The 24,835-nt window shown below is 39.4% G+C and carries 28 protein-coding genes; 6 read left to right on the top strand and 22 right to left on the bottom strand.

Annotated elements, in window-relative coordinates; genetic code table 11:
- Positions 1 to 36 precede the first annotated feature (36 nt).
- Positions 37 to 729 (top strand): Crp/Fnr family transcriptional regulator, encoded by a 693-nt coding sequence (locus AC1M9P_RS06250; RefSeq protein ID WP_481587035.1) that lies wholly within the window; start codon positions 37 to 39, stop codon positions 727 to 729.
- A gap of 66 nt (positions 730 to 795) precedes the next feature.
- On the opposite strand, the gene AC1M9P_RS06245 is transcribed toward AC1M9P_RS06250, so the two are convergent.
- Entirely contained in the window at positions 796 to 1,278 is a 483-nt protein-coding gene (locus AC1M9P_RS06245) for a hypothetical protein (RefSeq protein ID WP_035264529.1), read from the bottom strand.
- 125 nt (positions 1,279 to 1,403) lie between these two features.
- Between AC1M9P_RS06245 and AC1M9P_RS06240 the strand changes: the two genes are divergently transcribed.
- The 5 genes from AC1M9P_RS06240 to dapC all read left to right on the top strand — a co-directional run bounded on the left by AC1M9P_RS06240 (position 1,404) and on the right by dapC (position 7,763).
- Complete coding sequence (locus AC1M9P_RS06240; RefSeq protein ID WP_481587034.1) at positions 1,404 to 2,132, top strand: AzlC family ABC transporter permease; 729 nt, start codon at positions 1,404 to 1,406, stop codon at positions 2,130 to 2,132.
- Positions 2,129 to 2,470, top strand: a complete 342-nt coding sequence (ygaH, locus tag AC1M9P_RS06235; RefSeq protein WP_179998205.1) for an L-valine transporter subunit YgaH — start codon at positions 2,129 to 2,131, stop codon at positions 2,468 to 2,470. The genes AC1M9P_RS06240 and ygaH overlap by 4 nt, the downstream gene beginning before the upstream one ends.
- Before the next feature lie 184 nt (positions 2,471 to 2,654).
- Positions 2,655 to 3,872 carry a formate-dependent phosphoribosylglycinamide formyltransferase gene (purT, locus tag AC1M9P_RS06230; RefSeq protein ID WP_481587033.1) on the top strand — a complete coding sequence of 406 codons (1,218 nt, stop codon included), beginning with the start codon at positions 2,655 to 2,657 and terminating at the stop codon, positions 3,870 to 3,872.
- 23 nt (positions 3,873 to 3,895) lie between these two features.
- Positions 3,896 to 6,562, top strand: a complete 2,667-nt coding sequence (gene glnD / locus AC1M9P_RS06225; RefSeq protein ID WP_481587032.1) for a [protein-PII] uridylyltransferase — start codon at positions 3,896 to 3,898, stop codon at positions 6,560 to 6,562.
- A 31-nt stretch (positions 6,563 to 6,593) separates the two neighbouring features.
- Positions 6,594 to 7,763 carry a succinyldiaminopimelate transaminase gene (gene dapC / locus AC1M9P_RS06220; protein WP_481587031.1) on the top strand — a complete coding sequence of 390 codons (1,170 nt, stop codon included), beginning with the start codon at positions 6,594 to 6,596 and terminating at the stop codon, positions 7,761 to 7,763.
- 208 nt (positions 7,764 to 7,971) lie between these two features.
- Here the strand turns inward: dapC and pyrF are convergent, their stop codons facing one another.
- The 21 genes from pyrF to msbA all read right to left on the bottom strand — a co-directional run bounded on the left by pyrF (position 7,972) and on the right by msbA (position 24,699).
- Positions 7,972 to 8,670, bottom strand: coding sequence for an orotidine-5'-phosphate decarboxylase (gene pyrF / locus AC1M9P_RS06215; RefSeq protein WP_179998209.1), 699 nt, complete (start codon positions 8,668 to 8,670; stop codon positions 7,972 to 7,974).
- Positions 8,671 to 8,809: 139 nt separating this feature from the next.
- On the bottom strand, positions 8,810 to 9,175 hold the full coding sequence (locus tag AC1M9P_RS06210) for a lipopolysaccharide assembly protein LapA domain-containing protein (RefSeq protein WP_035264552.1): 366 nt from the start codon (positions 9,173 to 9,175) through the stop codon (positions 8,810 to 8,812).
- A 20-nt stretch (positions 9,176 to 9,195) separates the two neighbouring features.
- Positions 9,196 to 9,501: an integration host factor subunit beta gene (locus tag AC1M9P_RS06205; RefSeq protein WP_035264555.1), complete on the bottom strand. Its 306-nt coding sequence runs from the start codon at positions 9,499 to 9,501 to the stop codon at positions 9,196 to 9,198.
- A 162-nt stretch (positions 9,502 to 9,663) separates the two neighbouring features.
- A complete protein-coding gene (gene rpsA, locus AC1M9P_RS06200) occupies positions 9,664 to 11,340 on the bottom strand; it encodes a 30S ribosomal protein S1 (protein WP_035264556.1) in 1,677 nt (558 codons plus the stop codon).
- Positions 11,341 to 11,456: 116 nt separating this feature from the next.
- Entirely contained in the window at positions 11,457 to 12,137 is a 681-nt protein-coding gene (gene cmk, locus AC1M9P_RS06195) for a (d)CMP kinase (RefSeq protein WP_481587030.1), read from the bottom strand.
- An 18-nt stretch (positions 12,138 to 12,155) separates the two neighbouring features.
- A complete protein-coding gene (locus tag AC1M9P_RS06190; protein WP_481587029.1) occupies positions 12,156 to 12,587 on the bottom strand; it encodes an SRPBCC family protein in 432 nt (143 codons plus the stop codon).
- 77 nt (positions 12,588 to 12,664) lie between these two features.
- Positions 12,665 to 13,189, bottom strand: coding sequence for a tRNA adenosine(34) deaminase TadA (gene tadA, locus AC1M9P_RS06185; RefSeq protein ID WP_481587028.1), 525 nt, complete (start codon positions 13,187 to 13,189; stop codon positions 12,665 to 12,667).
- Between the two features lie 2 nt (positions 13,190 to 13,191).
- Positions 13,192 to 14,313, bottom strand: coding sequence for an enoyl-CoA hydratase/isomerase family protein (locus AC1M9P_RS06180; RefSeq protein ID WP_179998211.1), 1,122 nt, complete (start codon positions 14,311 to 14,313; stop codon positions 13,192 to 13,194).
- Positions 14,310 to 15,023 carry a uracil-DNA glycosylase gene (ung, locus tag AC1M9P_RS06175; RefSeq protein WP_481587027.1) on the bottom strand — a complete coding sequence of 238 codons (714 nt, stop codon included), beginning with the start codon at positions 15,021 to 15,023 and terminating at the stop codon, positions 14,310 to 14,312. The genes AC1M9P_RS06180 and ung overlap by 4 nt, the downstream gene beginning before the upstream one ends.
- 28 nt (positions 15,024 to 15,051) lie before the next feature.
- Complete coding sequence (locus tag AC1M9P_RS06170; RefSeq protein ID WP_481587026.1) at positions 15,052 to 15,648, bottom strand: 6-pyruvoyl trahydropterin synthase family protein; 597 nt, start codon at positions 15,646 to 15,648, stop codon at positions 15,052 to 15,054.
- Between the two features lie 161 nt (positions 15,649 to 15,809).
- Positions 15,810 to 16,766, bottom strand: a complete 957-nt coding sequence (gspK, locus tag AC1M9P_RS06165) for a type II secretion system minor pseudopilin GspK (protein ID WP_481587025.1) — start codon at positions 16,764 to 16,766, stop codon at positions 15,810 to 15,812.
- Between the two features lie 15 nt (positions 16,767 to 16,781).
- Positions 16,782 to 17,429 (bottom strand): type II secretion system minor pseudopilin GspJ, encoded by a 648-nt coding sequence (gspJ, locus tag AC1M9P_RS06160; RefSeq protein ID WP_481587024.1) that lies wholly within the window; start codon positions 17,427 to 17,429, stop codon positions 16,782 to 16,784.
- A complete protein-coding gene (gene gspI / locus AC1M9P_RS06155; protein ID WP_481587023.1) occupies positions 17,426 to 17,818 on the bottom strand; it encodes a type II secretion system minor pseudopilin GspI in 393 nt (130 codons plus the stop codon). Before gspI ends, gspJ begins: the two co-directional genes overlap by 4 nt.
- Positions 17,805 to 18,365, bottom strand: coding sequence for a pilus assembly FimT family protein (locus tag AC1M9P_RS06150; RefSeq protein WP_481587022.1), 561 nt, complete (start codon positions 18,363 to 18,365; stop codon positions 17,805 to 17,807). Before AC1M9P_RS06150 ends, gspI begins: the two co-directional genes overlap by 14 nt.
- A gap of 1 nt (position 18,366) precedes the next feature.
- Positions 18,367 to 18,981 (bottom strand): TetR/AcrR family transcriptional regulator, encoded by a 615-nt coding sequence (locus AC1M9P_RS06145; protein ID WP_035264575.1) that lies wholly within the window; start codon positions 18,979 to 18,981, stop codon positions 18,367 to 18,369.
- 45 nt (positions 18,982 to 19,026) lie between these two features.
- A complete protein-coding gene (locus AC1M9P_RS06140; RefSeq protein ID WP_481587021.1) occupies positions 19,027 to 19,800 on the bottom strand; it encodes a TatD family hydrolase in 774 nt (257 codons plus the stop codon).
- 31 nt (positions 19,801 to 19,831) lie between these two features.
- Positions 19,832 to 20,173 carry a PilZ domain-containing protein gene (locus AC1M9P_RS06135; protein WP_481587020.1) on the bottom strand — a complete coding sequence of 114 codons (342 nt, stop codon included), beginning with the start codon at positions 20,171 to 20,173 and terminating at the stop codon, positions 19,832 to 19,834.
- Positions 20,174 to 20,198: 25 nt separating this feature from the next.
- A complete protein-coding gene (locus AC1M9P_RS06130) occupies positions 20,199 to 21,176 on the bottom strand; it encodes a DNA polymerase III subunit delta' (RefSeq protein ID WP_481587019.1) in 978 nt (325 codons plus the stop codon).
- Between the two features lie 13 nt (positions 21,177 to 21,189).
- Positions 21,190 to 21,951, bottom strand: a complete 762-nt coding sequence (kdsB, locus tag AC1M9P_RS06125; RefSeq protein ID WP_179998221.1) for a 3-deoxy-manno-octulosonate cytidylyltransferase — start codon at positions 21,949 to 21,951, stop codon at positions 21,190 to 21,192.
- A gap of 9 nt (positions 21,952 to 21,960) precedes the next feature.
- The gene (gene lpxK / locus AC1M9P_RS06120) at positions 21,961 to 22,971 is read right to left on the bottom strand and encodes a tetraacyldisaccharide 4'-kinase (protein ID WP_481587018.1); all 1,011 of its coding nucleotides are present in this window, start codon (positions 22,969 to 22,971) and stop codon (positions 21,961 to 21,963) included.
- A gap of 3 nt (positions 22,972 to 22,974) precedes the next feature.
- Positions 22,975 to 24,699 carry a lipid A export permease/ATP-binding protein MsbA gene (msbA, locus tag AC1M9P_RS06115; RefSeq protein WP_180027676.1) on the bottom strand — a complete coding sequence of 575 codons (1,725 nt, stop codon included), beginning with the start codon at positions 24,697 to 24,699 and terminating at the stop codon, positions 22,975 to 22,977.
- Positions 24,700 to 24,835 lie beyond the last annotated feature (136 nt).

The following is a 24,835-nucleotide window of genomic DNA, read 5'->3' as shown; positions in this document are numbered from 1 at the left end:
ACTAGACGACAAATAAACAGCATAAAAGGGATAATTTTGCTTTCAAATCAATACGTTTATCTTTTAAAAAATAATTGGTGGTTTAGCCAGTTTGATCATGAACTACAACAGCTGATGCTCGAACATGCACAGCTCATTGAATATGGCAAAGAGCAACTGATATTTTCTAAAGCTGATCAATTTGATGGCATTTATGCCGTGATTGATGGTGCTGTTCGTTTAGCACATATTGACGTAGAAGGTCGTGAGGCGGTGACAGTTATCGCAGATCCCATTATGTGGTTTGGTGAAATTTCGTTGATTGATCAACAACCCCGCTCTCATCATGCGATTACCAGTAAAAAATCCAAAATCCTCAAAATAAGTCGTGTAGGACTTGATCTAATTTTAGAACAATATCCAAAATTTTGGTTTTATATGGCCAAATTGGTCAGTCATAAACTCCGTTATGCTTTCATGGAGTTGGTGTCTATTCAAACACAACCCCTTATTCAACGTTTAGCCCAAAGATTAATCTTTATCTTAAATGGATACGGTAATCTCAAAGAGATTGAAAAAAACACCATCAACCTATCTCAAGAACAATTGGCACAAATGTTAGTCTGCTCAAGACAGACCATTAATCAAGAACTACAGCATTTAGAAAAAATTGGCGCAATTAAAATTGCATTTAAAAAAATTGAGGTGATTAATCTCAATCAACTTAAAGCTTTAGCCGATCAAACTTAACCGACTAAAGATGATATGCTTCAGTAAAATCTGGATTAATCATTGTATTGGGGTGGCTAGGGTCACTTAAAATAATTTTGTATACGCCTTGGTGTTTCCTAATTCTGGTTGCTCAATTGCAGTTTTGCACTGCGCTTTATCGCGTTCATAATTGGCTTGACGCTGTGCGAGCTGACCCTCATTTTCCACGATTGCACGTGCCCAAGCATCTATGGTTGTTAGCGCTTTACGACAAAGCGCATATTTCCCTTCAGTCACTGAGTCGGTCATTTTGACATTAATACGCCAATCCAACACCAATTGACGCACAGGCTCGCGTACTTGTGATGGTATAAGCGCTTTATTGGCTTGATACAGAATAGGATCAACCTGATTAATCAATTGCCAAGCATGATTTGCATATTCAGTTGCATCATTGGTCAACTTCGGTGCTTCTTTAATTTCAACCTTTTCATCGGCAGTTTCTGCCTGACCACCACAACCGGACAAAGTGAAGATGAGGAATGTAGTCAATGCAGCTAATTTAAAGGGAGATTGAATCGCAAACATGACATCGCTCTAATAAACTATTCGGCACTATGCTAGTAAATTCGGGTAGAATACTCAATCTCGTTTTATACCTTTTGTTCCAATCTCCAATTAGGTTTATCGTGACCCAATCAAGCTCCCCACACATGACACCGGCAAGTTTTTGGCAAGGTGCCAAAGATAGTCAAGCCATCATTTTCACCTATTTGCCTGTTTCATTCGCGTTTGGTGTATCTGCAACTCAATTTGGTTTTACAGCGTGGGAAGCATTATTTTTATCCTGTTCGATGTATGCCGGTGCCAGTCAATTTTTGGTGGTTGCCTTACTCGGCAGTGGCACTTCTATCTGGATGACAGCCTTAACAGTAATAGCGCTTGATATTCGACATTTGTTATATGGCCCTGCTTTACAAAACTTAATTCAAGATAAACTCAATCTGAAAAAAACTGCAATTTGGTCATGGGGCTTGACCGACGAAGTCTTTGCATCAGGCATGATTAAACTTTCGCAACGCCGTCAAGAATGGTCTGAATCTTGGATGTTAGGTCTGAGTCTGTTTAGCTGGTTGTCTTGGGCACTTGGATCTTTTCTCGGGGGCTTATTTGCAGATCAAGTCAGTCATCTCCCCCAATTTTTGCAAGCAGCGCTCGACTTTCTATTACCTGCACTTTTCTTGAGCTTTTTATTGGCTGCATTTGAGAAAAAACATACCTTTGTCGTGACCATCACCATTATTGTTTCTGCTATTGCGTGTTACTTTATCGATTTATCTGCAGCGATATTCATTGGCATAAGCTCTGGTATTTTGGCTGGTTTGTTTAAACATTATGTACTGAAGCAACATGATCCTTTGCACACAGGTGAACAATCATGAATCTAGAAATTATTTGTGTCGGTATTCTAGTCGGTATCGCGAATTTCGCCTCACGCTTTGGTCCTTTTTTTGTGATTCAAAAACTGCAACAAGGTCGCCAGAAACGCGGTGCACTTTGGCTCAAAATCGCCCTTGGATCAATCGGTATTGCTGCGATCAGTTCAATGCTCGTGGTCGCGACTTTACCACCGCTCTTAGAAACACCCAATAAGAGCGTTGCCATGTTAATTGGTTTTATTGTGCTCTCGGGTTTGTATTTCAAATTTAAACAGATTGTACCTGCAACACTCACGGCCGCACTCACATACGGTTTGGTGTATACCTATTTCCCACTTTAAACATTTCTTGCGTAATATTCATTCAGATTCTAAATTTATAAGCCTGATCCTCGGATAAGGCTTATGCATTTTTATCAATAAAAAAATTAAACGATATCAAAATAATTTCTTGCTTTTTCTTGTATTCATCGCGCTCAAGAGGTTTTAGTTCTGATATGCTAAAAGTCCATAATATCAAGCACGGATGAATCAAATGCTTATTACACTCGGTACTCCACTTCAATCTTCGGCGTTTAAAGTTCTATTATTGGGTTCAGGTGAGTTGGGTAAAGAGGTGGTAATATCATTACAACGATTAGGTGTAGAAGTACATGCAGCAGATCGCTATGACAATGCACCTGCCATGCAAGTTGCTCATCATTCCTATACTTTGAATATGGCGGACCCAAAAGAATTAAAAAAACTGATTGAACAAGTTCAACCTCATTTAATTGTTCCTGAGATTGAAGCCATTGCCACTGAAGTCTTAGTGGAAATCGAAGATGCTAAAACTGCCGTAGTTATTCCCTCTGCGAAAGCCGTGAATCTCACCATGAATCGTGAAGGAATTCGTCGCCTCGCAGCTGAGGAACTAGGGCTACCAACCTCGGCTTATCGTTTTGCCAATAGTTTGGAATCATTCCGTGCAGCATGTGATGATATTGGCTATCCAAATTTTGTAAAACCTGTGATGTCATCATCAGGTAAAGGACAGTCACGCGTAAAATCTTTTGATGAAGTCGACGCGGCTTGGGAATATGCTCAAACAGGTGGTCGTGTCAATCAAGGCACTGTCATCGTAGAATCGCAAATTGATTTTGATTTCGAAATTACATTACTCACAGTACGCGCAAAAAATCCTGAAACAGGAGACATCGAAACGCACTTCTGCGACCCTATTGGACACCGTCAAGATGCAGGTGACTATGTAGAAAGCTGGCAACCTCAACCTATGAGCACAGCTGCCCTTGATGAAGCAAAACGTATTGCCAATAAAGTCACAGTAGCGCTAGGCGGTTGCGGTATTTTTGGAGTGGAATTATTCGTTAAAGGTGATCAAGTTTGGTTCAGTGAAGTTTCTCCACGTCCACATGACACTGGATTAGTGACACTTGCATCTCAATATCAAAGTGAATTTGAACTTCATGCTCGTGCGATTTTAGGTCTTCCAGTGAATACGCAACGTCACAGTGTGGCTGCAAGCGCTGTGATCTATGCAGGTGTTGATGATACGAATTTGTCATTTTCTGGCTTAAATCTTGCTATGCAAAACCCTAATGTCGATTTACGTCTTTTTGGCAAACCTGAAGGTTTTAAACGTCGCCGTATGGGGGTCTCAACTGCACGTGCTGAAACAACTGACATTGCACGCGAATTAGCGACTGAAGCAGCTTCAAAAGTAATTGTAAATCAAAATAAATAATTCATTAGGTAGGCCATCATTTCATGATCAATACGTCTCCATTAGCAAACTATGTTTCGAGTAATCACGACATCAAGGCAATTAATCAATGGCGCTCAGATGTTGAAAATCAATTACAACATGAGTTTGAACATGGTAAGGCGATACGTGAGATCATCCTCACTCGATCAAATCTGATTGATGAGGCGCTTAAATTCCTTTGGCAGCATGCTGAGTTAGATCAAACAGATCTAGGCTTGTTCGCTGTAGGAGGTTATGGTCGTCGTGAAATGATGCCCTACTCTGATGTCGACATTCTGATCCTTTCAGAAGATGATCTTACACAAGAACAAGAAAATGCCATTACCATTTTTATTTCCTCTCTATGGGATGTTGGCAATTTTAAACCTGGCGTAAGTGTAAGAACCATTCAACAGTGCTTTGAACAGGCCATGAATGACTTAACGGTAGCTACATCTCTCATTGAGTCTCGTTTAATTATTGGCAATGAACACTTAGCGAAATGGCCTCGTCGTGTTGTTTCACAAACTTGGACGGATAAAACCTTCTTTGATGCCAAGATGGAAGAACAAGCCAAACGCTACGCTCAGCACAACAACACTGAAAGTAATTTAGAACCTGATATCAAAAATGCACCGGGCGGCATTCGAGACATTAACCAAATTGGTTGGATTGCAAAACGGCATTTCCGAGTAAATCGTATATACGATCTTGTACATTTAGGTTTCATTTCTGAGTTTGAACTTGGGGTTCTCGAAGATGCTGAGAATTTTCTCTGGGAAATTCGTCATCATTTACACCGCTTAACTAAGCGTGATGAAAACCGACTATTGTTTGATTACCAACGCGATATCGCAGCAAAATTTGGTTACCACAAAGTCGAAGGTGAACATATCAATTATCCAATTGAACAGTTCATGAAACGCTACTATCGAGCAGCTCAGCAGGTTTCAACCCTGAATGAAATGCTACTCGCCTATTTTAATGAGTCTGTCATCACGCCTCGTTTACCCAACTATGAGCGTAAAATTGAGGAAGTGAATGAAAACTTCAAATTGGTGGATGGTAAACTCGCAGTTCAACACCATAAAATTTTTGCAGAGAAGCCTACAGCCATCCTTGAGATTTTCTATATCCTAGCAAATCGACCTGATATTGATGGGATTCGAGCGCGTACACTACGATTACTCACTTTAGCTGCAAAACGCATTGATCAAGCGTATAGAGACAATCCAATTAATCAAGCCTTGTTTATGGCGATCATCCGATCACCAAATAACTTATATGAAACATTGCTTGCAATGAAACGTTATGGTGTACTCGGCAACTATATTCCTGCATTTGGGCAAATCATGGGCCTTATGCAATACGATTTATTCCATATCTATACTGTAGATGCACATACGCTCCTACTCTTACGTAATTTAAATCGTTTTAAAGCGCCAGAATTTGCTAAAGATTTTCCTGTCGTAAGTTCGGTATTCCAGCGTCTGGTGCGCCGAGACATCGTATTCCTCGCTGCTTTGTTCCATGATATCGCCAAAGGTCGTGGTGGAGACCATAGTGAATTGGGCGCGGTTGATGCCATTGAGTTCTGTAGCAAGCACGGTTTTACTGAGCGTGAGTGTAATCTTGTTGCGTGGTTAATCCAAAATCATCTATTGATGTCGATGACTGCGCAGAAAAAAGATATTTCTGATCCAGATGTTGTAAAAGATTTTGCCGAGAAGCTAGGTGATATGGAACACTTAGACTATCTGTATACGCTTACAGTGGCTGACATTAACGCAACCAATCCTAAGCTTTGGAACACATGGCGAGCATCGCTCATGCGTCAGTTATATACCAATGCTCGTGACGTTATTCGTAGTGGTTTGGGACGTCCTGTCGATTACCAAATGCTGATCGAAGATACCAAATTTGCAGCAAGTGAATTACTTGTCAATGATTATGCTTTAGAAGCTGTTGAAAAAGTTTGGCAAGAACTTGGTGACGAATACTTCCTCAAAGAAACTGCAGATGAAGTCGCATGGCATACACGTGCAATCCTAGATCATGGTGATAATTCAGCACCATTGGTGATGATGCGCGCGCACCGTAAATCAGCGCAAGATGCTGTGCAGATTTTTATTTACACTCAAGATCAACCTAATCTTTTTGCCACCACTGTTGCAGTTCTAGATCGTATGAATCTAGATGTACAAGATGCACGCATTATTACAGCAACTAAATCCTTTAGCTTAGACACCTACGTGGTGCTTGATCGTTTTGGCACATTAGTGACAGATCCAGAACGTGAAAATACGGTAAAAGAATCATTGGTGCACGCATTAACAGATTCACAAAATTATCCAGGTTTAATGCAACGCCGTATACCACGCCAACTTCGTCATTTTGATATCGAAAACACAATTGATATTACGTTGAACGAGGCGCTACAGCAAAATATGGTCGAGATCTCTACCCTCGATCAGCCTGGATTACTTGCCCGTATCGGTGGCTTATTTATGATGCAAGGTCTCGATATCCATTCCGCGAAAATCGCCACCTTGGGTGAGCGCGCAGAAGATATTTTCTTTGTAACCAAAAAGAATGGCGAACCTATGAATTTAACTGAAGCTCAGGCTTTTGCTGAACAATTAAAAGCAGCATTAGATGAGGCTTCAAATCAGGTCTGTAATCATCATTAAAATTTAGATTTAACCCGACGGTAACTGTTTCATGAACTCTAGTTTAAACCTATTACATCCTTATCCATTTGAAAAGTTGAATAAACTTTTTCAGGATGTAAAACCTGCAAATCTTCCGTTAATTCCATTGTCAATTGGTGAGCCAAAACATCCTGCACCTGAATTCGTAAAACAAGCTATTGTCGATAACTTCAATCATCTTTCGACATACCCAAACAGTAAAGGCTTACCAGAATTACGTGAAAGTATTTCGCAATGGCTCACACGCCGTTTCAAATTAAATGCTATTAGCGCAGAAGATCATATTTTACCTGTGACTGGCACACGTGAAGGAATTTTCTCATTCGTACAAGCGCTGATCAATCGTGATGAAGCGCCTTATGTAGTTATGCCGAATCCCTTTTATCAAATTTACGAAGGTGCAGCTTTACTCGCTGGCGCTCAACCCTATTTCATCAACTGTACTGAAGAAAATGGTTACCTTGGCGACTTCGATGCTGTCCCTGCAGAAGTATGGGAGAAGACAGCTTTGCTCTTTATCTGCACCCCCGGAAATCCGACAGGTGCTGTGCTTTCAAAAGAACAGTTCAAAAAATTAATTGCGCTCTCTGATCAATACAATTTTGTCATCGCATCTGATGAATGCTATTCAGAACTATGGTTTGATGAAGCCCCTGTAGGATTACTCGAAGTTTGTGCTGAACTAGGTCGTGATGACTATAAAAACTGTATCGTATTCCACTCTCTGTCTAAACGTTCTAATTTACCAGGTATGCGATCTGGCTTCGTTGCAGGTGATGCTAGTCTATTAAAACCTTATTTAAAATTCCGCACTTACCACGGTGCTGCAATGCCAGTACAACATCAATTGGCATCGATTGCTGCATGGAATGATGAAGCACATGTTGAAGAAAACCGTAAACAATACCGTGCTAAATTTGATTTATTCCAACAAGAATTAGGTCATTTGCTACCACTGAAAAAGCCTGATGCGGGTTTCTATTATTGGTTAAAGGTCGATAATGATGAAACTTTTGCCAAAATGCTGATGGAAAAAGCACATATCAAAGTCTTACCGGGTCGTTATTTATCTCGTGATACTGAACAAGGCAACCCAGGTGAAAACCATGTTCGTTTGGCACTGGTCGCAGATTTAGACCAATGTAAAGAAGTTGTTAAACGCTTAAAAGCAATTCTCTAATCGTGCATAATCTTTAACTTTAAGCCCTCTTTTTAGAGGGCTTATTTATTTTATTGATGAGTAAATGCTAGTCCAAATATTGGACTATAGCTCCCCTAAAGAAAATGTGAGGTTAACTTTGAAAACATCATTCATTTTAAAAATTAGTCAAAAAAACGCCATGAATTTTCATGGCGTTTTAAAATACTTAATGACTTTAATTGGAAAATTACAAAGTAGCCAGAATGTCTCTTAAAGTCTGATTTGGATTTTCTGATTTAGTAATCGGACGACCAATCACCAAGTGTGTAGAACCATCTAACATTGCTTGCTTAGGTGTAACAATACGTTTTTGATCATCCGCTGCAGAACCTTCCGGACGAATTCCCGGAGTGACGAGAGCAAAGTTCTGACCTAAAGTTTCGCGTAACATTTTTGCTTCTTGCGCAGAACATACAACACCATCCAAGCCACTTTCTTGAGTCAAGGTCGCTAGACGTTTTACATGTTCAAAAGGCTCAATATCCAAACCAAGATCACGTAGATCTTCTCGCCCCATTGAAGTTAATACGGTGACTGCAATCAACTGTGTTTGATAGTTACCTGATTTTAATCTTTCTACACAAGTTTCCATCATTTTTCGTCCACCAGATGCGTGAACATTAACCATCCATACCCCTTGATCTGCAGCAGCGCAAACGGCTTGTGCTGTAGTATTTGGAATATCATGAAATTTTAAATCTAAAAATACTTCAAAACCCTGATCATGCAATGCTTTTACAACAGTCGGACCTTCATGTGTAAAAAGTTCTTTACCCACCTTTACGCGACAAAGTTTAGGATCCAAATTTTCAGCCATTTTCAATGCGTCGTATTGGCTTTTTGCATCTAAAGCAACAATGATACTCAAGGTTGTTCTTCCGTCCATCTAAAGTTGCGTCATTATAAAGATGTTCAACTTAAGCTGCAAAATTAACTTTCAAAAACTCAGCATAAAATTCAACAGTTTATTTTCAATAAAAAAAACCTCTAAAATAAATTTTAGAGGTTTTTTAAATATTTATAAATTACAGCGGATTTGAGTTACGCGGATCTGAATGCACATCTAATACTGTCTTTTCATGACGTACATTTGCAGCAGCTTCTGCAGCAGCTAACTGAGCATTTTGGATTTGTTCTTTACGAAGATATTCAATATCTTTGCGAAGACGCTTAATTTCCCAACTATTTTGGAATACACGGAAAACTTGAACTCCGAGCAATAATCCAACGATGATCCCAAGTGCCAGAGTCAACAAAAGCAATAAACCTAATCTCATTGCCGGTACTTGAGTGAATAGAAGATCAACAGTCAGTTCTGTACCATTTTGCAGAACCAATGCCAATGCATATCCAAAGATTACAACTAACAGTGCAACTAATACGTAACGCATAACCACCCCTGAGTAATTTATTATTTTCCTGCTGATTCGTTTACAGCATCTCTTAGTGCTTTACCTGGTTTGAAATGAGGTACAGCTTTAGCAGCCACTTCAACTGACTTACCTGTTTTAGGATTACGCCCAACTCGCGGTTCGCGATGATGTAAAGCAAAACTTCCAAACCCACGAATTTCAATACGATTATCAGCTGATAATGACTCAATCATTTGATCGATCATAATTTTAACAGCTTCTTCGACCAATGGCTCAGCCAAATGAGGGTTTTTGATAGAAATACGTTCTATTAAGTCAGACTTATTAAGTGCTTCAGTAGTCATCTGCGACCTCTTTAATTATCAAGCTACTCTGTGCATAGCGAGATAATAACCTGTTTAAATACAAAACGGTAGCGCAGTAAGTCAATACTACGCTACCGTTTACAGTATTTGTGTAAAAAGTATTAGTTAAATTACATTAACAATACATTCAACACGAAAGACTTAGTGGTTCATTTGAGCTTTGATCAAATCACCAATTGTCTTAGGACCGTTGTCTTGACCTGCAGAAGCAGTTTTCAAGTTAGCAACAGCTTCTTTCTCTTCAGCTTCGTCTTTCGCTTTGATAGACAAGTTGATTGCGCGTGATTTGCGATCAACATTGATGATCTTAGCTTCAACTTCTTGACCAACTTCTAAGAATTTAGTTGCATCTTCAACGCGGTCACGGTTGATTTCTGAAGCTTTAAGAGAAGCTTCAACTTCGTCAGCCAACTTAATTGTTGCGCCACGAGCATCAACTGCAACTACAGTACCTTTAACAAGAGCACCACGTTCGTTAGCAGCTAAGAAATCGTTGAACGGATCGCTGTTCATTTGCTTGATACCAAGGCTAATACGGTTGCCTTCAGCGTCTACAGAAAGGATAACCGCTTCAACAGTGTCACCTTTCTTGTAACGACGAATCGCTTCTTCGCCTTGTTCATTCCAAGAAATGTCAGATAAGTGAACTAGACCATCGATACCGCCTGGTAAACCAATGAAGATACCGAAGTCAGTGATAGACTTGATTGTACCTGAAACTTTTTCACCTTTGTCGTGAGCCTTAGCAAACTCTTCCCATGGGTTAGCACGAGTTTGTTTGATACCAAGAGAAATACGACGACGCTCTTCATCAACTTCAAGAACCATAACATCAACTTCATCACCAATCTGAACAACTTTAGATGGGTGGATGTTCTTGTTTGTGTGGTCCATTTCTGAAACGTGTACTAAGCCTTCAACGCCTTCAGCGATTTCAGCGAAGCAACCGTAATCAGTTAAGTTAGTTACACGCGCTTTAACGATAGAACCTTTAGGGTAACGGTTCATGATCGCTAACCATGGATCTTCACCAAGTTGTTTAAGACCTAATGATACACGGTTACGCTCTTTGTCAAATTTAAGTACTTTAACAGTAACTTCTTGACCAACTTCAACAACTTCTGATGGATGCTTGATACGTTTCCAAGCCATGTCAGTGATGTGAAGAAGACCATCAATACCGCCAAGGTCAACGAAAGCACCGTAGTCAGTAAGGTTTTTGATTGTACCAGTAACTGTTTGACCTTCTTCAAGTTGAGAAAGAAGAGCTTCACGGTCAGCTGAAGATTCAGCTTCCATAACAGCACGACGTGATACAACAACGTTGTTACGTTTAGCGTCAAGTTTGATAACTTTGAACTCTAACTCTTTACCTTCAAGGTGAGTAGTGTCACGGATAGGACGAGTGTCTACCAAAGAACCTGGTAAGAACGCACGTACTGGACCGATGTCAACAGTGAAACCGCCTTTAACCTTACCAGAGATAACACCAGTAACGATCTCGCCGTCTTCAAAGATTTTTTCAAGTTTAGTCCAAGTTTCAGCACGTTTAGCTTTTTCACGTGATAAAACTGTTTGACCCATACCGTTGTCAAGCGCTTCAACAACTACGTCAACTGTGTCACCAACGTTAACTTCAAGTTCACGTTGTTCGTTTAAGAATTCAGAGCGAGCTACTACGCCTTCAGATTTAAGGCCAGTATCTACAGTTACCCAGTCAGAATCGATGCTAACAACGATACCTTGGATGACTGCACCCTTTTCAACGTTGAGGTTTAATTCGCTTGCTTCAAAGAGGGCTGCAAAAGATTCGGTCATGATATACCTAGAAAAGTCAGCGGTCTTGGATCAGACAAGGCCGGTTTAGTTAAGTATCGACATAGTCCATATAGAACTGATCAAGCTATGCTTCCACTAATATTCATTAATTTATCTTATTGCGCATCAATATATGCGGTCATCAGGTTAAATACAGCGTCAATGTCCAGATCTGAACTATCGATAATGTAAGCCCCTTCAGCCGGCTTAAGCGGCGCAACGGTTCTTTCCATATCACGCTTATCACGTGCTTGGATATTAGATAAAATGTCGCTTATTTTAACATTTTGCCCCATGGCCTGCAACTGCTTTACACGTCGCTCAGCACGAGACTCAGCAGAAGCCGTCAAATATATTTTTGCTTGGGCTTCTGGGAAGATTGAAGTCGCCATATCACGGCCATCGGCAACAAGACCTGGTGCTTGAGCAAATGCACGTTGTCTTTCGAATAATGCCTGTCTTAATTCAGGTACAACTGCAACCTTGGATGCAAACTCACCGACTTTTTCAGTGCGAATTTCATCCGTTACATCATGCCCGTTAAGTAAAATTTTTGTTTTTAAATGATCACTAACAAATCGAATATCGAGATGAGTCGCTATTTCTACGCATTTAACCAACACATCTGGATTGTGAATTGAATCAATTAAATTCAGTTGATGTAATGACAATCCCAACAAACGATACAAGGCTCCAGAATCCAGTAAATGAAACTGGTAATGCTGTGCCAATTTAGCTGCCAAAGTTCCTTTGCCTGAACCGCTTGGTCCATCGATCGTGATAATTTGAATTGTCATTACTTTACCAACTTCGCCTTAGAGGCGTTTTGCTAATTTCTTAAAGCCAAGTGTAATAGCAAGTTTGAGTTGTGCAAGAATTAATTTGCTCACAAATGGTGCTCTTGCCTGTAATTCGATCGTGTATGTGACTAAAGTTTTAGCTGATGAAAGCTCTTTGAATTCAATAATTCCGAGATGATGTTTGATTAATGGATTCTTGATAAGTTTGTATTCAATACGCTTATTTAGTTCTAGTACAGTAATTTGTTCTTGAATTGGCTTTATTGGGCCTAATCCCATTTTTCGTACTGATCCAATCCCATCAGGACGACTTGGATCAGCTGCATCTTTAATGCGTACAACCTGAATCGGTGCAAATACATCATTATAAGTCGCATGTTTTGACAAAACTTCAAATACACGATCTATAGGCTGGTTAAATTCTTGTTTAACTTGGATTGAATTCATTTTTTTATTCCTTTTCATTGAGTCCGCTTCATACTGACAATACATTATGTCAATTTTTCCACAATCAACAATAGCAATCATTCCTGATTATTTTCTATTTTTTGTCGTACACGCTGTTGTTTTTTTTGTTCACGTCTGAATTTAAAAAATTCTGAAAGCTGATGAGCACACGCTGATTGCATGCAGCCCCCTTCAAATTCAAATATATGGTTGTAATAACCTTGATTATTTAATAACTGTCGCGCACTGACTAGAGAACCCGCTTTAGGCTCTAAAGTACCAAATACAACACGACGAACTCGAGCATGAATTAAAGCCCCCACACACATCGTGCATGGCTCAAGGGTTACATAAAGGGTTGCATCTTCTGGTAGACGATAGTTCTGAATTTGATTACATGCTTGGCGAAGTGCGACCACTTCTGCATGAGCAGTTGGATCATGACTCAGGATGGGTTGATTATATCCTTCACCAATCACTTTTCCCTGACTCACAATGACAGCTCCAACAGGGATTTCTCCCAATTGAGCTGCCAATGCAGCCTGCTCATAGGCACGCTGCATCCATTTTAGATCTTCGGCATCAAATTGAATTTCAGACAAAATTAGATAATACCGTACTGTTTTAACAAGTTATTCCAGCTCTCGATATTTGTGACCGGTGGGTGCGCACCTAAAATTCCTTTTAAGGACATAGATTCTGCAGGTGTCCATTCAGGAGATAAATCTTTATCCACTAAACGTGCACGCACGCCTTCAACAAAATCAGGATGTCTAATTTTCCAATCAGAAATTTGAGTTTCAAGCTCAAATACTTCTTGCCAAGGATGAACTTGACGCCCCCATTGCCATAACAACCAGGTAATCGCAGCCGTACTCGGTGAGCCTTTTGCAAGATTTTCACTCGCTTGTCTTAGCCAATCACTACGTGCATCACTCAAACCGATGATTGCCTCGTAGTCATTTTCAAAGTTTGCACCACGACAGACACTGTGAATCACATCTAACGAGATTTGCAGTGGCCCTGGAGAAACTGGTCGATGCAAACTATTTAAAGTGTCATCTAATGCCCTAAAATCGCCAGCAGGATAATGATCCCAATCGATATTGATCAACTTTTGTAAAACAACATCGCGCTGAGCATCACAAATATGAGTCGCCCAACCAATACCATAAGCTCCTGCCGCAGTCATGATCGATCCAGTTAAACCTGTAAATAGACCTATTGGACCACGATCTGCCAAGAAACGACTAGCACCAACATCTGGATATAAACCAATATTTACTTCTGGCATTGCAAGGCGCGAATAAGGTGTAACCAGTCTAAATGGCGCAGCCATAAATAGACCAAGCCCACCGCCCATCACATAACCTTCACCCCAAACGACTATCGGCTTAGCGTAGTCATGCAACAAAAGATCTAGCGCGTATTCTTGTTCAAAAAATTTATTTGCCGCATCAACTTCATTATTGATGACCAACTGACGGAGTTTGCGCACATCCCCGCCGGCACAAAAAGCTTTAGGTGTTGTTGAATCAAACCAGATCGCTTTAACGGCATCATCATGATGAAACTTTTCAAAAACAGCCAATAAAGCCGTCACAATAGATTCATCAAGTGCATGTAAAGATTTTGGACGATTTAATCGAACCACTCTCCATCCATTCTGTGCTTCTTCAACAATTAAGTCAGGATGATATTGATTCGTCTCAGGAGATATTGTCATGCTTCCAGCTGCCATTTAATTGGCTCAATGCCATTTTGTTTAAGATAATTATTTGTTTTTGAAAAAACTTTACACCCAAAAAAACCACCTCGGTTTGCTGCCAATGGTGATGGATGTGCTGCTTTTAAGACCAAATGCTTACTTTGGTCAATTCGTTGACCTTTCTTATGCGCGTAAGCACCCCAAAGAATGAAAACGATCTTTTCACGTTGCTCATTTAGAACATCTATCGCAGCATCGGTGAAATCTTCCCAACCTTTCTTTTGGTGTGAAGTTGGCTGGCCCGCTTCAACAGTCAATACACTGTTCAGCAACAAGACACCCTCTTCAGCCCATTGGGTTAAATCACCATGCTTGGCAGGCGCTATTCCAAGGTCAGTGCTGAGTTCGTGATAGATATTACGCAAAGACGGCGGTAATGCAACACCCTTTTGCACTGAAAAACTCAATCCATGTGCTTGATTTGGACCATGATAAGGATCTTGACCGAGAATCACGACCTTTACACGATCTAAGGGTGTGGTGTTGAACGCATTAAAAATAAGGGAATTAGGTGGGTATATCACCTTATTCGCCTGTAATTCAGATTTGAGAAAAGCCTTCAGCTGATCCATTTTATCGCTGAGCAAAAAATCTGCTAAAGCATACTTCCAACCATCCTCTAACCGAACTTGATTCAGTTGACTTAATTCTTGTTCGGTGAGTTGCATTGTGTTCATCCCTAAATCAATCACAGCTTTAAAGTTTTACTTGTAAATCTACACTTGGGTTCTTAAAAGTGAAGCCTTGTTTCAATTGTTCGTACATTTTAGGATCAGACCATTCATTTTGAATTTGTTCTGAGAATACGATTTGATCCAGCTCCAATAAGCCCATCTGTTCATTTACGATATCTTCAGCAAAACTTTGCGCATAGCCTGTGTCAGTTTCATGCACGATCACTGAATAGACTTCAACATCACCTTCACCATTTTGCGTGATTGTTGATTTCAGTACTTGTTCTGCCAAATAAAAGAAAATTCGAGAAAATTGTTCAGCAGAAGGTGAAACGGGTAATGAAACCCAACGCGCACTAAAAGTTTTACATGCTTGAATATATTCAGCTGAATCCTCTTGCCAAAAACAAATCGCATGATCAAAACTATCATAAAGTTCTTTGATCACACCTTTCAGCAAACCAAAATCATAGACCATTTGACCATGATCTAGCTTTGAGGCTTTCAATAATAATTCGACTTTATAGCTATGACCATGAATTGAACGCTTACAGCGGTCTGATGTGCAATTTCGCACAATATGCGCGTTTTCAAACTTAAATAATTTTCGAATTAACATATGTCAGAGCAATAAAAAATCATGGATTAAAATGATTATAGTGCATATTCACACAACTCATCATTAATTTTAACGTTTTAAGCAATTGGCAAAACGTATTAAAAACAAAAAAATAAAAAGCCATCATTCAATTTGTTTAAATTAATAGTTTAGCAATTTAATCAATTGGTTTGAAGAGGTGCCAAACTTCTTGAGAAGACATAAACCTTTTCTTCATCACGCATCAGATAACTCGAAAAATATCGCTTTCGATCAGATAGCATGATTTCAATATCTGCTCGATAGAATGCAGATTTAACATCAAAATTATTTTTTGCTGTGCTTTTAGCTTCTTCACTTAACTGACTTAGAGTGTTAAGTTCCCAGAGCTGATCTACGGACTCAAAAAATTCACCATTGGCTTTTTTTTGATCCAAATCACGCTGTACATTTTGCACATCCAAACTAGGGTCTATAGCAGCAATAATCATCGCTGGTGCTGTATTAATATTAATTTTAATTTCTTTTAAAGGAATCGCTGTAACATAAGGTTTTATCAATAAAAACTTATCACCTTCAAATCCTCGCACTTGCTTCAACTCTTCAACGCTATGAAAAGGACCATTCGCTGGCAAATAAGGACGCGTTAAACTTAAATAATAATTACTCTCTCCCCCCATCGCGCCAATCGTCAAATCATCTTGATCTTGCCAATCAATTACCGCTTCACTCAATTCTTCTGGTAAACCAAGCTTTGTTAATAATCCCTTAAAGTAATTCACCGCATTATCATTCGACACACCATCATCTTTGACCAAACTGTTTAAATTAAACTTACCCGTTTCATCAATAATTCGCCCTGCGACATAACCACCATCAATTGGAAATGGTGGCATCGGTTGAGCCCAAGTTTCTTGAAGATTATCTGATTTTGAATTGGACTTGGCATCTTGAACCAATAATTCCGAGAAAAAAGCTTCAGCACTTTTTGCATAATACAGTGCTTGGTTTTGACGAATCACATAGGCCGTATTTTCACTGGTATTGTATTGACGATGGGCAATCGTCGCAGCAATGATAGTTGCCAAAGCGACTAACATCAAAATCGTAATCAGGGCGATTCCTTTTTGCTGCTTCATGCATTTTCCTAATGATTATTGACTAGATGCCGGTTTTAAATAGTCAGTATTAAGCAAACTAAAAATCCACTCGTATTCAACATCTTGTTGTTTAAATCTAATTCGCATACCTTTAGGCAATAGCCGAGCAACACCATCTTGAACATCATTACTATTAGAACTTATTGTTGATGTATCCGGCCACGAATTCAATTCATTCGGGTTCAAAATTGTGATTTGAAACTCATCCACATTCTCTAGGATCGTACTGGATAAAGGTTGGGTTGTTTGAAGAACATTCAGATTGGGATACTTTAAACGATAAACTTTTCGATCTTGTGCATTATAACGATATTCTATTCTCTCAAATGGAGACAAACCCTGTTTCAGCGGGTCTGTGACCCCTGCCTTACTAAATTGTAAAGACTGATCATCCAGTAAAAGTGCAGGTTGAATTTGTCCTGCGATATTTGCAGTCAGCGGTACAATTTGCAAAGCATCTCTTTGCATTTGTAAATAACTATCTTGCAAACTGAGAAGTTGCTGTTCATGCACCGCATTTCGATCTTTGACTTTATTCAAATAATCAAAAATTTTCCATCCCAAAGCAGACAATACTGCAAAGATGGCTATTGCAACCAAAAGCTCTACCAAGGTAAAACCTTGTTGTTTACTCTTGATCATGAGTTGGATTGCTCTCTGAGAGGATAGTTATAAAACATCATGGTGGTGACACCTGATTCAACTTTACCTAAATCATTGTTATATAGACTCACTTGCACTTCTATTTTCTGAACATCTGGGCTAATGGTCGCTTCTGATTTTTTATCAATTTGCCAACTTAACCCTTGAGAGGTAATTTGCTTCGATTGAGTTCCCTCTAACCATTCACCACTAATTTGCATTGCAGCGACTTCATTTTGTGCAACGAATTGTGCTTTTGTTCGCAAAATTGCATTCGCAGTCGCCTGTGTGTACTGCATAGCTACCTTCGTCAATGACATTGCTGCTACAGCGAAAATAGCCAAAGCCACCACAACCTCAATCAAGGTAAATCCTTTAAGCGCCCGCATCGATTTTACCCAAGTAATCTATTTGAATAAGATCACCAATTGCTTTGTGTTCATAATACATTTGAATTGTGACAGGTTTAACCTCGCCATTGCCCAACCAAATTAATTTCGGTGCATTATTATTCATCAAGTCTGCATTCGTTGCATTTTCAAAACTATACTCGCTACTTTCAATTTGAAATGAAACCTTAGCAGGTAGCTCTCTCGCAGAAAACTCTGGCATTTCAACCCAAGTAGAAGGTTGACGATTATTGTTCGATACAAGCGTCTGCTCAGGACGAGTTAAATCATTATATTTTTGAAATGTATAGCGAAACTGATCACCATTCCATTGTGGCACCAATGCAACCACTAACGATTGATCAACAGCCTCTCGTTGAATACGTTTTAAATCTAATATTAAAGCTTCTCTAGCTTGCATTGCCTTACGTTGATCAATCCCACCAATATTCATCACCACCAATGCTGCCATGATGCTGATGATCACAATGACCACCATCAATTCGATTAAAGTAAATCCGCCTTGACGGTGATCTAGAGATTGCATATTAGGCCACTGATTCTGTCAAATTAATCTGTTTAGGCATCATCAACGCTTGATCAATTAAAGCAACCCTTAGCGTATCTCGACAACCTAAATAGCGTTGATAGAAACTCGAGTTTAATATCGCAGCACCACCATGAGTAATCGACCAAATGGATGCTAAATAATCCCGAGAACTCATCTTACTTTGAATGGATGCTAGATGATTTTCTGTCATACGAATGATAATTCTGAGTCTACTTTTGCGGATCTGATACATTTCATTAAATAAATGATTAATACCCTGGCCAGTTGTAGACAATCGTTCTTCAATTTGATGAAAGAGTACAGTACGTTCTGGATGATGCAAATGATGCAACATAAAAAAAGCTAAATGTTCAGGAAAGCCTTTTTCAGTATCTCGAACCATTTCTAATAACATGCGCTCATTACGAATAATAAGCAACATGTACAATTCATCTTTACTTTGGAAGTGCTTATAGAGTGTTCCTTTTGCCAAATCCAACTCAGCGGCCAATGCATCTAATGTCATGCCCGCTTCGCCGTTTTCCAAAAGAAGTTGTTCTGCGACCTGAAATATTAATGCTTCTCTCGCTCTAAACTGAGCCTGACGATCCATCTTCACTCTATAAACTCTCTTCTTTCTATTTTCCGTATTAAATTTTTACTGCATTCGTAGAAGATTCTCGAAATTTTGCGTTGTAATAAAGGCAATCTCCTCGACTGACTTATCATATACATCACTTAATGCTTTGGCTACATATGGGACATACTTTGGTTCATTAGACTTTCCTCTATATGGCATTGGCGCTAAATAAGGGCTATCAGTCTCAATTAATAGTCGATCTAATGGAACTTGCCTAGCCACATCACGTAGATCCTGAGCATTTTTAAACGATACTATTCCTGAAAATGAAATGTAATAACCACAATCTAGAACTGCTTTTGCCGTATCCCAATCCTCAGTAAAACAATGCAAAATTCCGTGTGTCGACTTTTCAGCTCTTATAATATCAATCGTATCGTTTTTAGATGAGCGTGTGTGTACAACCACTGGCTTTTTCACCATCTGTGAAGCTTGAATATGCCGTGCAAAACATTCTTTTTGTTCTTTAACAAATTCAGTACTGTGATAATAATCTAGACCCGTTTCACCAATTGCCCAGACCTTATCTTTACTCGCCAATTCAACCAAAGTTTCAACAGTAGCACGCTGCATGACTGCTGGATCTTCACATGGGTGTACCCCAACACTGTAGCCTACTCCTTCGTGTCGAGCTGCAATTTCTGACAGAATAATATGATCATCCAAATCAACGGATATCCCCATCATTTTTGTGACACCAGCATCAATCGCTTGCTGAATTGCTAAATCGATATTTCCCTCGTAAGGTTCAAGATTGAGCATGTTTAAATGACAGTGTGTATCTACAAACACAAGGACACCTTTTAATTTTTTAAGTCAGAGCCTACATTGTAAAGCTTGCGCGTGCTGTTGACATACTTCCAGCGAGTATTTTTTCTGCTTCCATTTTGTAATAGGCTCCTTTATCTCCAGTTAACTGCAATCCAAAACCTTGTGGTTTAATACCCGATTGCTTATAGGAAATCCAAATCACCTTACCCGTAATTGGTATTTTTTGGGTTTGATTAGGAAGTGTTGCCAAGATAAAAATCTCTTCACCCATTTTGACTGGATGTTTGGTTGGAATAAATAATCCACCACCCTCAACAAAAGGCATATAACTGGATTGCAAAGTTTCGCGATCATTAATATTGACTTGTAATAAACCGCCCGGACGTGGCTGCATCTCTATCCCCTGTATTCAAACATGATTATTGAACATTCATTAATTTTATAAAAAGCTGATCAACAATTAAATTTGATTGAACATTCTGCTCAACCATTTGTTTTGCTTGATGCACATCGTTATAAATATCAAATAATTGCTCTAATTGATATTGCTCAGCCAACAAACTAAAGTCTAAATCGCTATTTTTTACATTTTGTTCCATTTTATAGGCAACAAGATCAGCTAATAAGTACTCAAACATAACAATCAACTCGGAAAAGTTGAGTTGCTTATTCCAATTAGAAGCGTACTGCATTGGCATATTTTTTTGACTGACTAAATGATACCAATCATTTATAAACGCACTTCGCAGAGTTAACCATTCACTTGAAGCCAACTCAATAGCAGCTAAAGGCATACCATTCGACAGGTTAAGCAACAGTTTTCCCAAAGTCTGCTGCTCCGCATTCAAGTGCTCATTCAAATACGCATTGGCTTGATCATCAGTCAACCGATCTAAGGCGTAATGTTGTAGGCGACTTCGTATAGTGGCTGGTAATTTTAAATAATGATCCGCCAAAAGAATAATCACAACACGCTCACCTGGTTCTTCAAGTGTTTTCAATAAAGCATTTGACGATGCTATATTGAGCGCTTCCGCCGGCTCAATCAAAATAACCCGCCAACCATCGACAGTTTGTTGCACGAATGGCTGTAATTCACGAATTTTTTCAATTTTAATTTTAGCGTTTTGTTTCTTATTATCCTCATCCGTCGTGACGTAAACATAATTTGGATGAGTATCTGATTTTAACCACAAACAACTCGAACACTGACCACAAGGTTGATTTGGCTGCTTATCTAAACATAGCAGCCAAGCAACAAATTGTTGGGTAAAAGCTTCTTTACCACAGCCTTTTTTGCCATAAAAAAGTAATCCATGACCAACTTGAGGAAACCGCTGAGTCAGTGTGTTCCATACATTAAGTTGCCAAGGATAAACATGCTGAGTCTGAGTCATTGACTAATCTATATTATTGGAAATGAGAAATAGGCATTGCATTAAGACGGTCTAAATCTTGTTGCGTATCCACACCTGGTGGTAAGCTCACCTCTGCCACATCAATTGCGATTCGATGACCATTTTCTAAAACACGCAGTTGCTCAAGGCTTTCTAAAACCTCGAGATCTCCCTGATCCCATGTCACGTACTCTTGCAGCAACTTCACTCGATAGGCATATAAACCAAGATGTCGGTAAGCATTTCGATGTAGTATCTGAGTTTGTTGCTTTGATCCATCACGATCATATGGAATGGTTGCACGACTGAAATAAAGCGCTTCATTGAACTTACTCATGACGACTTTCACAATACTATCGCGCTTAAATTCTTCTAATTCTTTGATCACTTCACACAAAGTGGACATTGAACATTCAGGCTTTTGCTCTAACAAAGAAGCAACCTGTTGGACTAAAGATGCAGGCAATAATGGTTCATCACCTTGCACATTTACAATAATATCTTCACTCGCCCAACCTTTGATTCGTGCAACTTCACTCAATCGGTCGGTTCCAGAAGGGTGTTCTGCACTGGTCAACACAACATCAATTTGTTCTGCCTTACAAAGATCAACAATTCTTTGATCATCAGTAGCAACACATAAATCATCAAACCCAGTCACTTTTCGCGCCTGATCTACCACACGTAAAATCATTTCACGCCCGTGTATTTTAAGGAGTGGTTTTCCAGGTAAACGCGAACTTGCAAAGCGAGCAGGTATTACAATATGTTTCATGGATATTCCTTATGTGTTTACGATACCGAGTTTTGCAAGCTGTTGATCCAGCAAATCATAACAAGCTGATGATAAAACTGCTTCAACAGGAACCACCCAAATTTCACGACGAAATTCTGGATGTTGTTTTAACAAAGGGAGGAGTTTCACAGCATCTTTTTCAGTGGTGATGATTGGATTTGAATCTTCAAATTGTAAATCATCAATCTGATAATCATAATGATCAGGAAATTCATGGCACTGAAAATGCTTTAAGCCCATACTTTCAAGGGTTTTATAAAACCGTTGCGGGAACCCAATACCAACAACCGCATAATAATTCAAATCAGTGGCAAAATATTCAACTTGATCTTCGACTGGATTTAACAAGTACGGCGCTGCGACTTGTAATTGCATATACAGATTTGAGCTTGGTTGTTCAGCATGCTCAATTACTGTACCACTGCATAACCGTGCTACTGGCTCACGCAAAAAGCCTTCTGGCAACAGTTTCTGATTACCCAAACCACGATTGTTATCCAGCACAATCCATTCTAATTGACGATCAAGTGCCCAATGTTGCAAACCATCATCACTAATGATCAAATCAAGTTGATGCTGAGAGAGAAGTAACTCTATACTTTTATGTCGTTGCCCACCTACGACCATCGGCACGCCAGTAGATTGCACAATTAAACAGGGTTCATCACCCACTTCATTTGGCTCAGAGTCGAGATTCACGCTTGCAGGAAAAGGACCTTTACCACCATAGCCTCGACTAATTACTCCAACTCGAATATTTTTTTGTTGAAGATATTTAACCAATTGAATTAATAACGGTGTTTTACCACTACCACCTACTGTTATATTGCCAATGACCATGACAGGAACTGGTGCAGTATAAATAGGTTTTATACCACGTTGATACAAGGCTTTGTTCAGGGAAAATCCTAATCGATAAAGCAATGACAGGGGTCGCAATACAATCAACCACTTGGATTGCTTATTCCAAGCGTTTTGAATGACCTGCGCAATAGACATAACTTATTCCTCAAAATTACGTTGATGCAGTTGGAAATATGCACCACGCAAATCGAGTAATTCCTGATGTGTTCCCTGCTCTAATATTCGACCTTTATCCATTACCACAATAAGATCTGCATTCTCAATCGTTGATAATCGATGTGCAATGACAATCGTTGTCCGATCCTGCATAGCTGCATCAAAAGCACGTTGAATGAAGTATTCAGACTCATTGTCTAATGCGCTTGTCGCTTCATCAAGAATTAAAATCGGAGCATTTTTTAAGATTGCGCGAGCAATTGCAATACGCTGTCTTTGTCCACCAGATAAATTTAAACCTTGAGCACCTAATGGTGTGTCATAGCCTTGAGGCAGTGCCATAATAAAGTCATGGGCATAAGCAGCTTTCGCAGCAGCAATAATCTGCTCTTCCGAAGCATCTTGTAACTGTCCATAAGCAATATTTTCACGAACAGTTCGGTTAAACAGCACGACTTGCTGATTGACCATGGCCACTTGTGAGCGTAACGCTGTAACTTCAATATCTTGAATATCATGGCCGTCAAATTTGATTGACCCTGAACTTAATTCTTGAAAACGAACCAATAAGTTGACTAAAGAAGACTTACCAGCCCCCGAACGCCCCACCAACGCTACAGTCTGTCCAGCCTTAACATTTAAATTGAAATCATGGATCGCGTGAAAACCATCGCTGTATGTTAAATTTGCCTGATTAAATTCAATATTGCCTTTGAGTTGTGGTTTTAACTGCCCTTCGTTTTTTTCTTCAGGCATATCCAATAATTCAAATACTGAATGTGCTGCAGCCATTCCTCGCTGTAATTTTTCATTGATATCGGTTAAAGCTTTAATCGGCTTACTCAACATACCGGCTGCAGTAATATACGCAACAAACTGACCCGCTGAAGTATCCTGTAATATCTCAGGTCTTAAAGCAATCCAAATCACAATACTTAAAGCGATCGCCATAATAAGTTGTACAACAGGACTATTTAATTGTTGTACTGCAACCATTTTTAAACCACGACGCAAGTTTTCGAGTGAGGTTTCTTTAAAACGAGTTTGCTCGTATGCCTGTCCACCAAACCCTTTAACAACTAAATTACCATTCACGGTTTCTTGCACTACATGGTTTACATCACCCATCGTATCTTGCACTTGAGTAGACAGCTTACGCATACGTTTAGCAGCTTTTCTAATCAAAAAACCGATTAAAGGCGCAAAAATCAAAATACATAAAGTCAAGCGCCAGTTGGAATAGAACAAATATCCTAACAGCGCAATGGTGATCAAACCTTGTTGTAATAAGGTTCTTAATGACTCCGTTGAGGCAGCAGTCAGCTGTTCAACGTTGTACATAATTTTGGCAGTAATATGACCACTAGTGTTATCTAAATAATATTGCGACGGTAATCGCATTAATTTAGCAAAAACTTCTTGGCGAATATTAAAAATTAGATTTCGAGAAATCACCGAAGTGTAGTATCCACCTAGAAATAGCCCCACTCCTCGTACAAACATCAAAACAACAACCAAAAATGGGAATAAGTTCGTGAAACTTCGATCCTGTTCTTGAATGGCATTGATAATATGCTCTAATAATTTCGCAACAGAAACTTCAGTCGCGGCATTCAGCACAAAACCAAATACAACAATCAATGCAATCGTCCAGTACTGTTTTAAGTAACTCAACAAACGCATATAAACTTTAAAATCTTGCTTCACTCACAACCTCTAATTGGTACGGTATCCTTAAACACCTAAACAGATTCAGCACGTTTGCAATTTAATCATACATAATTCGAACATCGAATGCTAAAGTCTGCCCCACTCTAAAATCAATGGCCTGATTGTATGGAAT

The sequence above is a fragment of the Acinetobacter sp. 25-47-122 genome, from assembly GCF_056779695.1.
This window is presented reverse-complemented; position numbering and strand designations above follow the sequence as displayed.

Coding starts and splice junctions, on each gene's coding strand:
- AC1M9P_RS06145 (WP_035264575.1), bottom strand. CDS start 18,981: ATGGATCGTCAGGCTCAGTTTAGAGCGAGAGAAGCATTAATATTTCAG.
- ygaH (WP_179998205.1), top strand. CDS start 2,129: ATGAATCTAGAAATTATTTGTGTCGGTATTCTAGTCGGTATCGCGAAT.
- AC1M9P_RS06190 (WP_481587029.1), bottom strand. CDS start 12,587: ATGAATTCAATCCAAGTTAAACAAGAATTTAACCAGCCTATAGATCGT.
- AC1M9P_RS06150 (WP_481587022.1), bottom strand. CDS start 18,365: ATGCAATCTCTAGATCACCGTCAAGGCGGATTTACTTTAATCGAATTG.
- gspI (WP_481587023.1), bottom strand. CDS start 17,818: ATGCGGGCGCTTAAAGGATTTACCTTGATTGAGGTTGTGGTGGCTTTG.
- purT (WP_481587033.1), top strand. CDS start 2,655: ATGAATCAAATGCTTATTACACTCGGTACTCCACTTCAATCTTCGGCG.
- lpxK (WP_481587018.1), bottom strand. CDS start 22,971: ATGTCTATTGCGCAGGTCATTCAAAACGCTTGGAATAAGCAATCCAAG.
- AC1M9P_RS06180 (WP_179998211.1), bottom strand. CDS start 14,313: ATGACAATATCTCCTGAGACGAATCAATATCATCCTGACTTAATTGTT.
- pyrF (WP_179998209.1), bottom strand. CDS start 8,670: ATGGACGGAAGAACAACCTTGAGTATCATTGTTGCTTTAGATGCAAAA.
- ung (WP_481587027.1), bottom strand. CDS start 15,023: ATGCAACTCACCGAACAAGAATTAAGTCAACTGAATCAAGTTCGGTTA.
- AC1M9P_RS06130 (WP_481587019.1), bottom strand. CDS start 21,176: ATGACTCAGACTCAGCATGTTTATCCTTGGCAACTTAATGTATGGAAC.
- AC1M9P_RS06135 (WP_481587020.1), bottom strand. CDS start 20,173: ATGCAGCCACGTCCGGGCGGTTTATTACAAGTCAATATTAATGATCGC.
- cmk (WP_481587030.1), bottom strand. CDS start 12,137: ATGACAATTCAAATTATCACGATCGATGGACCAAGCGGTTCAGGCAAA.
- kdsB (WP_179998221.1), bottom strand. CDS start 21,951: ATGAAACATATTGTAATACCTGCTCGCTTTGCAAGTTCGCGTTTACCT.
- gspK (WP_481587025.1), bottom strand. CDS start 16,766: ATGAAGCAGCAAAAAGGAATCGCCCTGATTACGATTTTGATGTTAGTC.
- gspJ (WP_481587024.1), bottom strand. CDS start 17,429: ATGATCAAGAGTAAACAACAAGGTTTTACCTTGGTAGAGCTTTTGGTT.
- dapC (WP_481587031.1), top strand. CDS start 6,594: ATGAACTCTAGTTTAAACCTATTACATCCTTATCCATTTGAAAAGTTG.
- AC1M9P_RS06205 (WP_035264555.1), bottom strand. CDS start 9,501: ATGACTACTGAAGCACTTAATAAGTCTGACTTAATAGAACGTATTTCT.
- glnD (WP_481587032.1), top strand. CDS start 3,896: ATGATCAATACGTCTCCATTAGCAAACTATGTTTCGAGTAATCACGAC.
- AC1M9P_RS06240 (WP_481587034.1), top strand. CDS start 1,404: ATGACACCGGCAAGTTTTTGGCAAGGTGCCAAAGATAGTCAAGCCATC.
- AC1M9P_RS06210 (WP_035264552.1), bottom strand. CDS start 9,175: ATGCGTTACGTATTAGTTGCACTGTTAGTTGTAATCTTTGGATATGCA.
- AC1M9P_RS06170 (WP_481587026.1), bottom strand. CDS start 15,648: ATGTTAATTCGAAAATTATTTAAGTTTGAAAACGCGCATATTGTGCGA.
- rpsA (WP_035264556.1), bottom strand. CDS start 11,340: ATGACCGAATCTTTTGCAGCCCTCTTTGAAGCAAGCGAATTAAACCTC.
- AC1M9P_RS06245 (WP_035264529.1), bottom strand. CDS start 1,278: ATGTTTGCGATTCAATCTCCCTTTAAATTAGCTGCATTGACTACATTC.